General features: G+C 72.1%; 20 protein-coding genes. 12 read left to right on the top strand and 8 right to left on the bottom strand.

Annotated elements, in window-relative coordinates:
* Positions 1-8: 8 nt before the first annotated feature.
* On the bottom strand, positions 9-113 hold the full coding sequence (locus CK485_RS30075) for an LPFR motif small protein (RefSeq protein WP_275124612.1): 105 nt from the start codon (positions 111-113) through the stop codon (positions 9-11).
* Between the two features lie 372 nt (positions 114-485).
* Between CK485_RS30075 and CK485_RS11895 the strand changes: the two genes are divergently transcribed.
* The 10 genes from CK485_RS11895 (at position 486) to CK485_RS11850 (ending at position 6,497) form a co-directional block, all read left to right on the top strand.
* The gene (locus tag CK485_RS11895; protein WP_109449760.1) at positions 486-800 is read left to right on the top strand and encodes a gas vesicle protein; all 315 of its coding nucleotides are present in this window, start codon (positions 486-488) and stop codon (positions 798-800) included.
* 218 nt (positions 801-1,018) lie between these two features.
* Positions 1,019-1,450 (top strand): gas vesicle structural protein GvpA, encoded by a 432-nt coding sequence (locus CK485_RS11890; protein ID WP_109449758.1) that lies wholly within the window; start codon positions 1,019-1,021, stop codon positions 1,448-1,450.
* Positions 1,451-1,453: 3 nt separating this feature from the next.
* Positions 1,454-2,167: a GvpL/GvpF family gas vesicle protein gene (locus CK485_RS11885; protein WP_109449756.1), complete on the top strand. Its 714-nt coding sequence runs from the start codon at positions 1,454-1,456 to the stop codon at positions 2,165-2,167.
* A 76-nt stretch (positions 2,168-2,243) separates the two neighbouring features.
* On the top strand, positions 2,244-2,510 hold the full coding sequence (locus tag CK485_RS11880) for a gas vesicle protein GvpG (RefSeq protein WP_109449754.1): 267 nt from the start codon (positions 2,244-2,246) through the stop codon (positions 2,508-2,510).
* Positions 2,511-2,541: 31 nt separating this feature from the next.
* The gene (locus CK485_RS11875) at positions 2,542-3,183 is read left to right on the top strand and encodes a hypothetical protein (protein ID WP_109449752.1); all 642 of its coding nucleotides are present in this window, start codon (positions 2,542-2,544) and stop codon (positions 3,181-3,183) included.
* Positions 3,176-4,393, top strand: a complete 1,218-nt coding sequence (locus tag CK485_RS11870; RefSeq protein ID WP_109449750.1) for an SRPBCC family protein — start codon at positions 3,176-3,178, stop codon at positions 4,391-4,393. Before CK485_RS11875 ends, CK485_RS11870 begins: the two co-directional genes overlap by 8 nt.
* Before the next feature lie 61 nt (positions 4,394-4,454).
* Entirely contained in the window at positions 4,455-4,874 is a 420-nt protein-coding gene (locus CK485_RS11865; RefSeq protein ID WP_109449748.1) for a gas vesicle protein, read from the top strand.
* Positions 4,871-5,722 (top strand): GvpL/GvpF family gas vesicle protein, encoded by an 852-nt coding sequence (locus tag CK485_RS11860; protein ID WP_241968299.1) that lies wholly within the window; start codon positions 4,871-4,873, stop codon positions 5,720-5,722. Before CK485_RS11865 ends, CK485_RS11860 begins: the two co-directional genes overlap by 4 nt.
* A gap of 143 nt (positions 5,723-5,865) precedes the next feature.
* Positions 5,866-6,033 (top strand): gas vesicle protein, encoded by a 168-nt coding sequence (locus CK485_RS11855; RefSeq protein WP_199239422.1) that lies wholly within the window; start codon positions 5,866-5,868, stop codon positions 6,031-6,033.
* A 50-nt stretch (positions 6,034-6,083) separates the two neighbouring features.
* Positions 6,084-6,497, top strand: coding sequence for a gas vesicle protein K (locus CK485_RS11850; RefSeq protein ID WP_109449746.1), 414 nt, complete (start codon positions 6,084-6,086; stop codon positions 6,495-6,497).
* Between the two features lie 57 nt (positions 6,498-6,554).
* On the opposite strand, the gene CK485_RS11845 is transcribed toward CK485_RS11850, so the two are convergent.
* A complete protein-coding gene (locus CK485_RS11845; RefSeq protein WP_109449744.1) occupies positions 6,555-7,358 on the bottom strand; it encodes an SDR family NAD(P)-dependent oxidoreductase in 804 nt (267 codons plus the stop codon).
* Positions 7,359-7,680: 322 nt separating this feature from the next.
* Between CK485_RS11845 and CK485_RS11840 the strand changes: the two genes are divergently transcribed.
* Positions 7,681-8,241 (top strand): diguanylate cyclase, encoded by a 561-nt coding sequence (locus CK485_RS11840; RefSeq protein ID WP_241968444.1) that lies wholly within the window; start codon positions 7,681-7,683, stop codon positions 8,239-8,241.
* A gap of 31 nt (positions 8,242-8,272) precedes the next feature.
* On the opposite strand, the gene CK485_RS11835 is transcribed toward CK485_RS11840, so the two are convergent.
* Positions 8,273-9,232, bottom strand: a complete 960-nt coding sequence (locus CK485_RS11835; protein ID WP_109449742.1) for a Rieske (2Fe-2S) protein — start codon at positions 9,230-9,232, stop codon at positions 8,273-8,275.
* A gap of 182 nt (positions 9,233-9,414) precedes the next feature.
* On the opposite strand from CK485_RS11835, the gene CK485_RS11830 reads away from it, so the two are divergent.
* Positions 9,415-9,627 carry a hypothetical protein gene (locus CK485_RS11830; protein ID WP_109449740.1) on the top strand — a complete coding sequence of 71 codons (213 nt, stop codon included), beginning with the start codon at positions 9,415-9,417 and terminating at the stop codon, positions 9,625-9,627.
* Here the strand turns inward: CK485_RS11830 and CK485_RS11825 are convergent.
* The 5 genes from CK485_RS11825 to CK485_RS11805 form a co-directional block, all read right to left on the bottom strand.
* Positions 9,618-10,955, bottom strand: a complete 1,338-nt coding sequence (locus tag CK485_RS11825; protein ID WP_109449738.1) for a GAF domain-containing SpoIIE family protein phosphatase — start codon at positions 10,953-10,955, stop codon at positions 9,618-9,620. The genes CK485_RS11830 and CK485_RS11825 overlap by 10 nt on opposite strands.
* 125 nt (positions 10,956-11,080) lie before the next feature.
* Entirely contained in the window at positions 11,081-11,836 is a 756-nt protein-coding gene (locus tag CK485_RS11820; RefSeq protein ID WP_109449736.1) for a glycosyltransferase family 2 protein, read from the bottom strand.
* Positions 11,833-12,459, bottom strand: coding sequence for an SAM-dependent methyltransferase (locus CK485_RS11815; RefSeq protein ID WP_109449734.1), 627 nt, complete (start codon positions 12,457-12,459; stop codon positions 11,833-11,835). Before CK485_RS11815 ends, CK485_RS11820 begins: the two co-directional genes overlap by 4 nt.
* Positions 12,456-13,274 carry a PIG-L family deacetylase gene (locus tag CK485_RS11810; RefSeq protein ID WP_109449732.1) on the bottom strand — a complete coding sequence of 273 codons (819 nt, stop codon included), beginning with the start codon at positions 13,272-13,274 and terminating at the stop codon, positions 12,456-12,458. Before CK485_RS11810 ends, CK485_RS11815 begins: the two co-directional genes overlap by 4 nt.
* Positions 13,271-14,320, bottom strand: coding sequence for an acyl-CoA dehydrogenase family protein (locus CK485_RS11805; protein ID WP_241968298.1), 1,050 nt, complete (start codon positions 14,318-14,320; stop codon positions 13,271-13,273). Before CK485_RS11805 ends, CK485_RS11810 begins: the two co-directional genes overlap by 4 nt.
* Positions 14,321-14,347: the final 27 nt, after the last annotated feature.

Here is a 14,347-nt window from a genome sequence, read left to right as displayed (position 1 = left end):
CTTCCCGGCTACGCCCCGCCGAAGAGGCGGGCGAGCAGCTTGAAGGGGGCGGTGACGACAGCGGCGATCGCGCTTCCCACGGCTGCCAGCGCGTCCGCGATGGGTTGCAGCATGAGCTTCTCCCGTCCTCGTCGGATGCATCCGTTCCGTCCATTGTCGCGCCGGGCCCGTCCAACCGGGTCCGCCGCGACGGATCCACATGCCACGGGTGCGCGTGCTGCCTCGCGCGCTGCGTGTGGCAGGCGACGCGTGGAGTGGCTCCGATGCGCCGATGGGGGCCGTGCGGTCTCCCTGCACGACCCGGGGTCATCACTCGTCGCCGTTGCGTGGCGGGCCACCCGCAACGCCCGGGCGCCCGGCGTCGAATCGAGCCAAGACCTTCCCGTCGGTGCATACGTTCGAGCGCAGGGGGAAGGCGGCCACCAGCCCCGAATTGGCGGACGACACCAATTGAACAATTCCATTGACGAACGGATGGATATGGCATGACCACCAAGCAGCAGGACAAGGGCGCGGGAGGAGACGGAGATCGTCCCGCACGCCGCGTCACGCTAACCCAGGTCATGCGCGGGGCCGCGAAGCAACTCGGTGAGCTGCTGGGTTGTGAGGCGGTCTCGGTGTCGGCGGTCAAGTCCACCCGGGAAGGATGGGCGGCGGACGTGGAGATCGTCGAGGTCGAGCGCATCCCGGAAACCACGAGCGTGATGGCTTCCTACCACGTCCAGTTGGACAAGGGCGGCGAGATCACCGGGTACGAACGCACCCGGCGTTACACCCGCGGGCAGACCGACCGGCAGTGACACGACCGGTCGTACCCAGCTGACACCGGCGCCCGGCGTCTCTCGGACCGTCACCGCCGTTCACCTGGAGTGAAGGCCCACCGTCGGCCCTACGCGGCGTCGGCATGTACCGCGCCAGGCGGCCGAGCGCCATTGGTGCCTCCTGATGACGCCAGAAAACGGCACACGGAAAGCGTGTTCATCGAAACAGCCCGTAACCCAGGAAGGAAGAACTCATCGTGAGCGTAGTTCCGCAAACGAGTTCCGCCTCCGGCGGAAGCGGCTCGGGGAATCTCTACGACGTACTCGAACTGATCTTGGACCGAGGTCTGGTCATCGACGCGTTCGTGCGGGTCTCCCTTGTCGGAATCGAAATTCTCAAGATCGATGTGCGTGTGGTCGTCGCGAGCGTCGACACCTATCTGCGCTTCGCCGAGGCGTGCAACCGCCTCGACCTGGAGAGCGGCCGCAAGGCTCCCACCCAGCTGACCGACATCGTCGGCGACACCGTGGAGCACGGCGCCAAGGGCAAGTCGAAAGGAGCGCTGACCGGCGCGGTCGAGGCGCTCAGCGACTCGCTGCAGAAGGGCGGCGACGGCGAGGAACGGGAGCGTCAGCCGCGCAAGAGCACGTCGTCCAGCCGCCGCAGCAGCCGCAGTAGGGAGGACTGAGCTGTGTCCATCTACGTGTACGCCATCGTCGACACCGACCACCCCCTTCGGCTCGACGGTCTCAAGGGCGTCGGGGAGCCGGGCGGAGCTCTTCGCACGGTGGAGGCAGGGAACCTGCGGGCGGTCGTGAGCGACGCGCCGGCCCAGTTGCGTGCCAAGCGGCGCGACCTGGCCGCGCACCAGGGCGTGCTCGAGCGGCTCCTGGAGGACGGCGCGGTGCTGCCGATGCGCTTCGGCCTGGTCGGCGCCGACGACGAGCAGGTGGTCTCCGTTCTGGAGGCGAACGCCACGGCCTACGCCGAGCGACTGGGCGAGGTCGACGGCCGCGTCGAGTACAACCTCAAGGTCTCGCGTGACGAGGACGACATGTTGCGGGAGATCGTCGAGGACTCGCAGGACGTGCGCCGGCTCAACGAGCTCACCCGGGCCAACCCCACCGCGCAGGACCAGAAGGTGGCGCTGGGCGAGCTGCTGGCGAAGGAGGTGCGCGCCCGGGAGGAGCAGGAGGCCAAGGACGTCGTCGACCGGCTGTCCGGCGCCGCCGACCGCCACGCCGTGGCCGATCCGGTGGAGTCGGCGTTCCTCAACGTGTCCTTCCTGGTCAAGCGCGAGGACGCCCCCGCGTTCTCGCGAGCGGTGACCGAAGAGGCGAACCGGCGCGGCGACGCCTACACGTTCCGGCTGCGCGGGCCGCTTCCCCCGTACAGCTTCGTCTGAACGATCCCGGCTGGGAACGGCCCGGGACGGGCGGGGACGGGCGAGACAACGGCGACATGAGATCCGAGGTGTCTCGATGGGACTCATCACGCAGATCCTGACCCTTCCGCTCGCTCCAGCCCGCGGCAGCGCGTGGGTGATCCAGCAGGTGGTCCGCACCGCCGAGGCCGAGTGTTACGACCCGGCGCCGGTGCGCGCCCAACTCGCTGCGCTGGAGCAGGACTTGCTCGACGGGAACATCGACGAGGAGGAGTTCGACCGCCGTGAGGACGAACTCCTGGACAGGCTTGAGTGGCTGGAGGCCGAGTACGCGCGGCTGCGCGGACCCGGCCAGGCCCCATGAGGCAGACGGCACCCTTCGAGGTGAGGAGCAGATGGTGGACAACGCGAAAGTCGGGGCGGCCCTGGTGGGCGGATACCTCCTCGGCAGGACGAAGAAGGCGAGGATGGCGATCGGGCTGGGGATGTTCCTGGCAGGCCGCAAGATCAGCCTCGACCCGCAGGCGATCGGCAGGATGGTCTCCGAGTCACCGCTGTTCGAGGGGCTCAGCGCCCAGGCGCGCAAGCAACTGGTCGATGCCACGAAGAACGCGGCGACCAACGCCCTCACCAACCGGGTCAACCTCCTCGCGGACTCGCTCCACGAACGCACCCTGAGCCTGGAGAACGGCGAAAACGCCACCTCCGAAGGCGAAGCCGACGCGGACGGGGAGACGGACCGGGCACAGGACGAGGATGAGGAAGAGGACGGGAAGAGCGCGGCGCGACGCTCCTCCGACCAGGACGACGGCGGCGAACAGAAGAAGTCCCGCTCGCGTTCCGGTTCCTCCGGCACCCGCAAGACCGCCTCCCGGGCGTCGTCGGGCGCCCGCAAGACCGCCTCCACGAGCTCCCGCAAGGCGTCCGGCACGGCGCGCAAGACCGCCTCCGGTACGACGCGCAAGACGGGTACGACCGCGCGCAAGACCGCGTCGTCCGCCCGTAAGGCTTCCAGCCGAGGAGGCAGCCGTGGCTGACACCCCCCTCACCAGGATCAAGGACCAGGTGGCGGAGAACCCGGCCACCGACCGGCTCAAGGAAGAGCTGCGCGGCTACCTCGAGGCCCGCGCGGCACACGCGCTGACCGGCCTGGGCGAACGGCTCGGCGACAGCATCAACAAGCTCGCCGACCCCAAGCAGGGGCCCGGTGGGCTCGCCGGATCACTCGCCAAGGGCGGTCAGGCGCTGAGCGAGGGCAAGTCGCCCGCGCAGGCCGCGATGAGCGTCGGCACCTCGCATCTGAAGGAAACCGTCAAGGACAAGGTCAAGCAAGTGTTCGGCAAGGGCCGCAAGGGCGGCGGTGGCAAGTCCAAGACCGTGACCATCAGCGAGGACATCGACGTCGGTGTGCCGGTGCGCGAGGCGTACGACCAGTGGACCCAGTTCCAGGAGTTCAGCACCTTCGCCAAGGGCGTCGTCAGTGTCGAGCGGTCCGACGACACCACGAGCAACTGGAAGGTGAAGGTCGCCAAGTCCACGCGCAGTTGGAAGGCGAACGTCACCGAGCAGATCCCCGACGAACGCATCGCCTGGACCACCGAGGGCGCCAAGGGCAGCGTCAAGGGTGTGGTGACGTTCCACCGCATCACCGACGACCTCACTCGCGTGCTGCTGGTGCTCGAATACCACCCGCAGGGCTTCGTGGAGAAGACCGGGAACATCTGGCGGGCGCAGGGCCGGCGGGCACGGCTCGACCTGAAGCTGTACCGGAAGTTCATCATGATGCGCGGCGAGGCGACCGACGCCTGGCGCGGTGAGATCCGCGACGGCGAGGTCGTGGAGGACCACGACGAGGCGGTGGAACGCGAGGAGAACGAGGCGCGGGACACCGACGCGGACGAGCGCGAGCCTCGGGACGACACCGACGCGGAGGAGGACGCCCGCGACGAGGACGAGCCCGACGACGACGAGGAAGCCGACGACGACCGCTTCGAGGACGACGCCGACGAGGAGCTTCCCGAGGACGACGAGGACGAGGACCGTTACGAGGACGAGGCCCCGCCCGAGGACGAACTCGAAGACGAAGACGACGAGGACGACGAAGACGACGAGGACCGGGGAGACGAGGCCGAGGACGAACCGTACGACGAGGACGAAGAGGCCGAGGACGACGAGGACGAGGACGCCGCAGACGAAGAGGACGCCCCGCGCGGCGGCCGCTCGCGGCGCCGTGCCGCGGCCCGCTGAACCGGCCGTCGAACGAGAGACGAGAGTGTGATCGACCGTGTCCGACTCAGTGTCCAGGCGCATGGGACCGTCCGGCGGGGTCTCCCCGTACGGGCAGCAGGGGTCGTCCGCCAATCTCGCGGACATCCTGGAACGCGTGCTCGACAAGGGCATAGTGATCGCGGGCGATATCCAGATCAACCTGCTCGACATCGAACTGCTCACCATCAAGCTGCGATTGCTGGTCGCCTCGGTCGACAAGGCCAAGGAGATGGGCATCGACTGGTGGGAGCACGACCCGTCGCTCTCGTCCTCGGCGCGCCGCCCCGAGGTGTCCTCCTCGCATTCGGGCAGTCGTGAGGAACTGGCCCGGGAGAACGAGCGGTTGCGTGGTGAGATCGAGCGCATGCGGGCGCTGGAGCCGGCTGCCGACGACTCCCTCCCCGACGGCTCCGCCGCACGCCGTGACCGCGTCGACGAAGAAGGAGACGGCACGTCATGACCAGTGCCCCGGACCCGATCGCCTCCTCCCCCGCCGTACCGCCGCCCGAGCGGCCCGAACCGGGCGCCTCGATGTCGTACGTGTACGCGGTGGGCCGCGACGAACAGGCGCTGCGGGACGTCGCCGCCGAGCGGCCCGGCGGGGTCGCGTTGCGGGTGGTGACCGCCCGCGGGCTGGCCGCCCTGGTCGCCGACGTCCCGGCCGAGCAGTTCGACGAGCGGGGCCTGCGGGCCCAACTCGGCGACCTGGAGCGGCTGGAGGCTGTCGCCCGACGCCATCACGACGTGGTGGCGTCGGCCTGGGAACACGCCACCGTCCTTCCCATGCGGCTGGCCACCGTCTACTTCGACGACGAGCGGGCGGCCGGGATGCTCCAGGAGCGCGAGGAGGAGTTCACCTCGATGCTCGACTGGCTGACCGGGCAGGTCGAATGGGGAGTGAAGCTCTACGTCGACGTACGGGCCGCCCGTGACACGCAGGCCCCGCCCCGGCCCGGTACGAGTTCCGGCAGGGCCTACCTCCAGGCGCGCCGTGCGGCACGGCGCGGCGCGGCGGAGGCGCACGGGGCCGCGGAGGACGCCGCCCGCCGCATCTCCCAGGAGGCGGCGAGCTGGGCGTCCGCGAGCGCGGCCCACCGGCCGCAGCAGGGTGACCTGGCGACCGGGCCCGGCGAGAACATCGTGAACTGGGCGTTCCTGGTGCCCGCCGAGCACGGTGAGCGGTTCCGGCGGGCGGTGCGGGACGCCGCCGGTGTCGTACCGGGCGTACGGCTGGAGATCACCGGGCCGTGGGCTCCGTACTCGTTCGCCACCCCGGACGATCCCGGCAGGACCCAAGGGAGGCCGTGATGACCGTCGAACGGCCTTCGGTGGGACGACGCGCGGCGGAGGCGATGCCGGTACCGCAGGGCGGTGCGGCGGCCGCCGAGGACGAGCTGACGTCGTACGGCGCCGACGTCAGCGGCTTCGACGACGCCGAGGACGACCGGCCCCTGGCACAGCGGCAGGTGGCCCTCATCGACCTGCTCGACCGCCTTCTGTCCGGCGGCGCGGTCCTCACCGGCGACCTGGTGCTGTCCATCGCCGACGTGGACCTGGTCCACATCAACCTGCGCGCCGTCATCAAGTCGGTCACCGCGGAGGAACCCGCGCCGTGGTGAACACACGCCCGCGGGCGCACGGAGCGGAAGGGCAGGAGCCGGGAGATCCCATGAACGACACGAGCGGACCGCGCGCGGAGCAGCCCACGCCGCGCAACCGCCTGGACGACGTGGCGAAAGCCGCCGCCCAGGCGTTCGACCTGCTGCCCGCGGGCCCGGACGAGAGCACGGCGGCCCCCGGCAGCCGGGTGGCCCAGCGGCTGCACACGGACCCGGAGACGGTCGAACGCGATCTGATCCGGCTGGTGCTCACCATCGTGGAGTTGCTGCGGCAGCTGATGGAGCGTACCGCGCTCAATCGCGTCGACCAGGGCGACCTGACCGAGGAGCAGGAGGAGCGGATCGGGTCGACCCTGATGATCCTCGCGGACCGCATGGCGGAGCTGTGCGAGCGCTACGGCCTCACGATGGAGGACCTCAACCTGGACCTCGGCCCGCTCGGCACGCTGCTGCCCCGCGAGTAGGCTCCCGTCGGCGGGACTTCGGCGCGGCAGCGCGTCTCAACCGTCCGCGCCCGCTGCTTACTGCTCGTCACCGCTCCTCGCGTCCGGTTCGGCCATCCGCCGGTGCAGTTGCGCCTTGGCGCCGTCCGGCAGGAACGCGTTGGCCAGTCCCTGCGCGCGGGTCTTCACCGACCCGGCGACGCGTTTGGTCCGGCCGGCCATGAGGGCGTCGAAGCCCTGCCGTGCGACCAGCGCCGGATCGTCCTTGTTCATCCGCCCGATCCGGGTGTTCTGCATGCCGGCGCGGCGGAAGAAGTCGGTGTCGGTCGGCCCCGGCATGAGCGAGGTGACCACGACGTCGGTGTCCTTCAGCTCGTTGTGGAGTGCCTCCGCGAACGACTGGATGAAGGATTTCGAGGCGTTGTAGACGGCCTGGAAGGACCCGGGCATGGTCGAGGCGATCGAGGACGTGAAGAGGATGCCGCCCTCCCCCTGCCGCACCATCGCGGGCAGCAGCCGTTTCGCCAGGTGGACCGTCGACTTCACGTTCAGGTCGATGAGCCGCAGTTCGTCCGCGAGGTCGTTGTCCAGGAACGAACCGCCCACGCCGATACCCGCGTTGAGCGCGGCAGCCGCCACCGGCCGTCCGGTGGCGGCCACCGCCGCGTAGAGCCGTTCCACACCGTCCTGGACCGTCAGGTCGGCGCGCAGCGGTGTGACCTCGCGCCCCGAGGCCCTCAGTGTCTCGGCGGCGTCGCTGATGGCGGCGTCCTCGGAGTTCACCATCACGTCGAAGCCGTGGTCGGCGAACTGCTTGGCCAGCTCGTAGCCGATGCCACGGGAGGCACCGGTCACGAGGGCGAGTGGTGGGTTGTCCGTCATGCGCTCCGGGTACCCGCGAGGCGCGTTCCAATCATCCCGCGAGTGGCCCGACCGGACGAACCGTGCCGTGTGGGTGCCCGCGATCCCACGACGGCCAGGTTTGCGCGGTGCCGCCGCGCGGCACCCGATAGGCAGGCCCCGCACGAGCCTCCCCGGGAGGCTCCGACCCCCGGCGGGGCCGTCACTCTCCCCGGCTGTCGCGTGACGGCCGCCCCCGACCGGCGAAGGACGCAGGATGTTGTTGAGCCGTTGGCTGCGCAAACCGGTGCTTCAACCCGCCTCGCCCGCACTGGACGCCCAGGACGCGACGCTGCGCTACCTGATGTACGGGCTGCTGCCGTCCTGGTTCGTGCCCGGTCTCGCCGACTGGGTGATGCACCGCCGCACCCGCATCGAGAAGACGGCCGGAACGCGTGAGTCGCTGATCCACGCCCTGATGATGACCGAGGTCGGCGTTCCCATCGCGCTGGCGTTCGTCTGCGAGGTCAACCCGCTGCTGCTGGCCGTGATGCTCGGGGCGACCGGAGCCCACGAGGCCACAGCACTGTGGGACGTGCGGACGGCGGTGCGCAGCGACCGGGAGGTCAAGCCCGTCGAGCAGCACATCCACAGCTTCCTGGAGTCGCTGCCGTTCGCCGGTCTGTCGGCGCTGATGTGCCTGCACCCGGACCAGGTGCGGTCCTTGCTGCGGGGCGGGCGGGGCGATCCGGACGCGTGGCGTCTGGTACTCAGGCGGCGCCGCCTTCCCGCTCCCTACCTGGCGGGCGTCTCGGTGGCCATCCTGCTCGGAGTGGCGCTGCCGTACGGGGAGGAGCTGTGGCGGTGTGTCCGGGAGGGCCGCGGGGCACGGACCTCCCGGACACACCGCGACGAGTCCGGATGACGGGGGGCGGCGGAGGACGCCCGTCCGGTCCTCAGCCGGCGTTCGGCAGGCGGACCTCAAGCGTGCCGTCGGGTCGCGTCCGCGTCTCGAAGGAAGGCTGCGGCGCGGTGGCTGGGCCGCGCACGTTCAGACCGTCGGAGAGCCTGAACACGCTTCCGTGCCAGGGGCATTCGACGCAGCCGTCGGCGACCTCGCCGTCCGACAGCGGGCCGGAGAAGTGGCTGCACCGGTCGCCCAGCACTCGTACCGTGGCCTCGTCCACGCGCACCACGAGCAGCGGGACCTCCCCCAGTGTCCTGCGCACCGGCTCGCCCACCGCGAACTCCTCGGTGCGGCCGATCGCGTGCCAGCCGGGTTCGACGAGGTGGGGCACCGGTTCGGTCTTGTTGGCGCCCGCGGCCTGCCGGTAGGCCATGTGGCCGCCCAGCAGCCCGCCGAAGCCGACCGTGGCGAGACCCGCGTAGGCCAGCAGGCGGCCCCGTCCGGACCGGCCTCGCAGTCGCGCGGTCAGGGAGCCGGTGTACAGGGCGATGGCGGCGCCGTTGGTGAGGGCGTGGACGAGGCCGGTGCGCATCTGCTGTTCGTGCTGTTCCGCCCAGTCGACCCAGCCCGCGAGCGCCGCGGGCAAGGCACCGGCGAGGCCGACGGCGATCAGCGTTCCCGAGCCGCGCCGGGCACCCGGCAGGGCGTCCAGCACCCCTGCCGACAGCCAGGCGCCGACCGGCAGCTGCACCATCGCCGGGTGCAGGGGGTGGCCGAGGTGCCGTCCGTGCAGCACGTCGCGCCCCTCCCCCAGCGGCAGGGCCCGCACGAGGCGCTGCACGGGGCCGACGGCGCGGTCGAGCACCGAGGGCCGCTCCAGCGCGTCCAGCGCGTCGCGCAACCGCTCAGCGGCCCTCAGGGCGGCGTCGGCCGCGCAAGGCGCCGGTGGTGAGGAGGTCGGGGACACCGCGAGGTACGAGGACAGGCGTTTCACGGAAATCGGCCACATGGGAAGCGGTTTGCCACGACCGGCTGACCCCAAACGCGCCGCCACGCGCGCCACTCCCTGCGGCGTAGGCCCCCCGCCCCGGCGGCGTAACGGAACCGGCCACCGCCAGGTGTAGCCGCTACCTCGCGGGGAAGCCGTACGCCTGGAGGCCGACCGGTCGATCACCTACCGGAGGGACAGCCATGACCAGGCATGACACCGCCAAGCGGGACGACGACAGCACCGAGGAGTCCCGGCGCAGGGCCGAGGAGCTTCGGGACGCGCGCAAGGAGGAGGCGCGTCGGGTGGAGGAGGCGGAGGAGCCCACGTACACCTCCCGCCGCGAGCGGCTCGACGAGAAGGAGCCGGACGACGAGAAGCACGAGGGCATGAAGACCAGCAAGGACTACGCCTGACCGCTCCCGTCGCCCTGTCCCGCGCCGGGTCCCGGTCCGGTCGCGGGCAGGCGCAGGGCCAGCAACGCCACGTCGTCGTCGGCCTCGAAGGGCAGGAGGCCGAGCAACTCCTCGCAGAATTCACCGAGTTCACGGTGGACCAGGGCCGCGGCGTGCTGGCGCAGGCGGGTGAAGCCGTGGTCGATGACCTCTCCTTGGCGCTCGATCAGGCCGTCGGTGTAGAGCAACAGCGTTCCGCCCGGCGGGAGTCCACGCCGGGCCGAGGGGCGGTCGATGTCCGGTACCACACCGAGCATCATCTCGTGGGCGTCGTCGAGGTACTGGGCGTCGCCGTCCGCCGTGATCAGCAGCGGGGGCGGGTGACCGGCCTGCGACCAGTGCAGTTCGTAGTGGCCGTTCCCGGTTTCCCTGACCAGCGCGTACACGCAGGTCGCCGTGGTGTGGCCGTAGAGCGTGCCGATCGCGGCGTCCAGCCGGCGCAGGATGCGACCGGGTGGCTCGTGGCGGTCGCACGCGATGCCGCGCAGCATGTTGCGCAGCTGCGACATGGTGACTGCCGCCTGGAGGTCGTGGCCGGTGACGTCCCCGATGATCATCGTGACGTCGCCCTGGGGGAGCACGAAGCTGTCGTACCAGTCCCCTCCGACCTGGGCGGTCCTGCGGGCGGGCGTGTAGCGGCCGGTGATGGCCAGGCCGCCCACGTCCGGCAGGTCGGGCAGCAGCGAGCGCTGGAGGTGCTCGGCCGTCGTCTTCGCCTCGGCGTGCAGGCGGGCGTTGTCGGCGGCCAGCGCCATCCGGTGCGTCAGGTCCTCGACCAGGCTCAGGTCCGCTTCGTCCAGCGGTGAGCGCTCGTCGCTCCTGACCAGGGTGACGGCGCCGAACACCCGGCCGCGCACCCGCATGGGCGCGACGACGAGCGTTCCGCCGCCCAGCCGGGCGAAGAGTTCCAGGTTCAGCCTGTGCAGCGGGTCGAAGGCCTCTTCCGCGGGTGGCATGTCCTTGCCCCGCAGCAGCAACGGGCCCTCCCCCCGCAACGCGCGGGACAACGGGCCGCAGGCAGCCGCCGGAGGCCGTGGCAGGGGCCCGGTGATGCCGGCCAGGTCGACCTTGCCGTCGCGGTGGGTGACGCACACCCGTCGCAGACCGCCGTCGTCGTCCGTGAGGTCGGCCGTGCACCAGTCGGCCAGCGCCGGGACCAGGACCCGGCAGACCCGGGTGATGGCCTCGGTGGCGTCCAGGGTGCTGGACAGCACGGTGGCGATCTCGTTGAGCAGGGTCAGGCGGGTCAGCGCGCCGCGCAGTGCGCCTTCCAGGTCGTGGTCGTCCATGTCGCCCTGTCTCCCCGCTGCTCCGGCCGCGGCGCCGGCGGGAGCACGAGGGCGCCCCTCGCCGGTCTCGCGACGCCATTGGCTCGGCCGGGCGGCGGATGGCGACGCTCACGCCACTGCGGTCCTCAGCCTACGCCCGGGGACAGCGGGGGCGGGGGCACGACGCTCTGTTCCCGCGTCGCAGCGATGTCGGCCAGGAGGCTGCCGAGCCCTCCCGGAGCGCGGAAGTCCCGACGCCCCGACGTGCGCACCGGGCGGCTGTCGCATCGGTGGATGCGGCACCGGCGGCGTTCGAGAGCGGCGGCCAGCGCACGGTCCTCACCGGTGGCCAGGGGCCGGAAGCCACCCGCGCCCAGGTAGGCGTCGGCTCGCACTCCGAGGTTGGCGCCGTGGACGTGCGGGTGCTCGCGCGACGTCGCGCGGTAGGCGTGGTAGTCGTGCAGGTAGCGCACCCGGGTCAGCGGGGCGTGCCGTGACCAGCCGTGGACGTCGACGGTGCCCAGCACGGCGTCGAAGCCCTCCGCGGCCCGGTCGAGGTGGTCCGCGAGCCAGTCGTGCGGCACTTGGCTGTCGGCGTCGGTGTGGGCCAGCCACACCGAGGCCGGAGCGAGTCCGGTGGCCGTCGCCTCGGTGAGCGCGGACCTGGTGCCGGCCGCCCTGGCCGCGCCGACGTTGCGCCGTACGACCTCCACCACCCGGGCACCGTGTCGTCGGGCGATCGCCGCCGTGTCGTCGCGGCAGGCGTCCGCGACGACCGTCGTCGCCACCGCCACGCCCGCCAGCCGGGGGTGCGCGGCGGCCCGGGCCACCGACGCCAGGCAGTCGGCGATGAGCGCCTCCTCGTCGTGTGCGGGAACCACGACGAGGACCGCCCGGATCACACGAGGCCTTCCAGCGCGGCCACCGACAGGCTCCGCGGGTCGGCGCCGGGGCGCGAGGACCGTGCGAACACCTCAAGCAGGAAGTCCGGTTCCTCGTGCGCCGCGACCCGGGCCAGCCCGGGGACGGAGCGCAGCACCCGGTGCGCTTCGTCGCCGGTCTGCGCGTGGTCGTCGACGGGGTGACGCCAGTGGACGGCCACCAGGGTGCCTTGCGGCTCCAGCGACGCCGTCGCCTGGTCGAGCAGCGTGCGCTCCTCGTCAGGGCTGAAGTAGTAGAGCATCTCCGACAGCACGACGAGGTCGAAGCGGCGGTCGGTCGGCCACTGGGCGGGCAGCACCCGCTGCTCGACGGTGGCGTGCGCGAGGCCCGCCACGCGGCGGCGGGCGGCGTCCACGGCGCGTGGCACTCGGTCGCAGCTGAGCAGGCGGTCGCACCGGTCGGCCAGCAGCCGGGTGAGAACGCCGACCGAACACGCGGGTTCGAACGCGTCGCGGTAGCGCTCACGGGGCAACGCGGCCATGGTGAGCGCGTACTTGCGCCGTTCGTACCACCGCTCGGCGAGCCGCCACGGGTCGTCGCTGTCCCGGTACATCTCGGCGAAGTACTGCGCCGGTGTGCTCATCGCAGCACCGTCTCGTAGTCGCGGGCGAAGTGCGCCAGTTCCTCGGGGGGCAGGATGGGCGCGTCGGACGCGTGGCGGCCGAGCGGGTGTATCTGGCTGGCGAAGCACTCCAGGGCCCGGCGCTTGCGGTCGCGCGTCGCCTCGTCGAGCGGGACGCGCGCCGCGCGGTCCCAGGGCACGCGAGGGTCGCCGGGCACGGCCCAGTGCCAGGTCCACACGGGGTAGTGCCACAGCGGCACGCCCGTCGCGTGGCTCGCCGTCGACGCCGCACGGCCGCAGGCCTCGTGGTCGCTGTGCACGTCGCCGCTCCAGGGCGCGGCCAGCACGTCGGCGCCGTCGCACACGCGCGTCAGCCGCTCGGTGAGCCACTCCTCGTGGTCGGTGACGGCGGTGTCGGGCACGCCCAGGTGGACGATCTCGGTGCAGGACGCGCCGAGCACCTCCAGCGCCCGCCGCGTCTCGTGGCGCCGGGTGCGGGCCAGTTGCCTGCGGGTGACGGCGGTGCTGCGCGGGTGCGAGGCCTCGCCGTCGGTCACCGCGACCAGGGTCAGCCGGACGCCGGCGGCGGCCAGGCGTGCGATCGTGCCGCCGAGCCCGAGCACCTCGTCGTCGGGGTGGGCCGCCACGAGGACGACGTCGCGCAGACCTGCCAGGTCCACCTCAGGGAAGGCCGCGGGCCCCTGCCACGCTGCCCAGACGTCCTCCGGGGTCCCGGGCGCCTCGATGGGGTCCGCGGGTCGCGTGGCGGCGGCTCGCGTGGTCGTGGCATCGGGCGAAGCGGTCGTGGCGGTGGCCTGGGCGGTCGTGAGTCTCATCGGAGGTTCTCCTTGGTGCGCGTCAGCTCGGCGAGTTCGGTGCCCAGGGCGGCCAGGTCCCGTTCCGCGTGATGCTGTCGCAGGTAGACGGTGAGGTCCGAGACGGTCCTCGCGTGTCGTTCGTCGTGTCCCAGTGGCGCCGCACCCAGGGCCCTGCCGACCCGTTCGACGACCTCGGACGCGACCCGTTCGGTGAAGGCCCGCACCCGTCGGGAACGCAGTGCGGCGCGGCCCTTGCGGTCGGCGGGGTCGGCATCGACCTCGGCCGCGGCGCGGTCCAGCACGGCGTCGACGGCATCCAACTGGGCGTCCACGGCGCCGAGATGGGCCAACCCGTGCGGCTCGGGCCGATCGGCCATCGCCTGGTACAGGGTGCGTGCCACGGCCCGTGCGCCGCCGTACCAGCAGGCGGCGACCCCGATGCCACCGTGCTGGAAGCCGGGACGCTCCAGGTAGGCGCCGGGCGGGCCCACGGGCGCCGCGGGCATGTCCACGTAGCGCACATCCAGCGTGTCGCTGCCCGACATGGCGGCGGCGGGCCAGCTACCCGGGACGGGGGCCATGCGCGACGGGTCGACCTCGACGGCGAACAGCCTGCGCTCCTCGCCCGCACGCGCCGTGACCAGGGCGTGCGTGCACACCCTGGCGCCGGAGCAGTACGGCTTGAGCCCCGACAGCCGCCACGAGCCGTCCGCGTCGCGCTCCGCCCGCAGCACCTGCCCCGGGGGCTCCGCCGCCCACACTCCCCACCGGGTGCCCGGCGCGGCGTGCGGCACCTCGGGGACGCCCAGGTCGGCCAGCTCCGCGAGGATGGCCAGGGCGTCGGTGTGCCCTTCCACCAGCCGGGCGAGCGCCGGGTCCGTCTCGGCCACCCGTGTCAGCAGATCCCAGCGGCGCCGGGTCTCCCCGTGCCCGGGCAGCGGCAGGTCGGCTTCGCCCGCTTCCACCAGGCGGGTGAATTCCCGCGCGACAGCCTTCCGGTGCTCCTCGGCCGTCGAGGCACCGGCCGTCCCCGCCTCGTCCCGGTCCTCGTGCGACAGCGCCATGCTTGCCTCCAGATCTCCCACCGGAGC

The organism is Streptomyces sp. ICBB 8177 (assembly GCF_003144095.1).
Classification (GTDB): domain Bacteria; phylum Actinomycetota; class Actinomycetes; order Streptomycetales; family Streptomycetaceae; genus Streptantibioticus_D.
The sequence above is the reverse complement of the archived record's forward strand: the minus strand, read 5'-3'. Positions and strand labels throughout refer to the sequence as shown.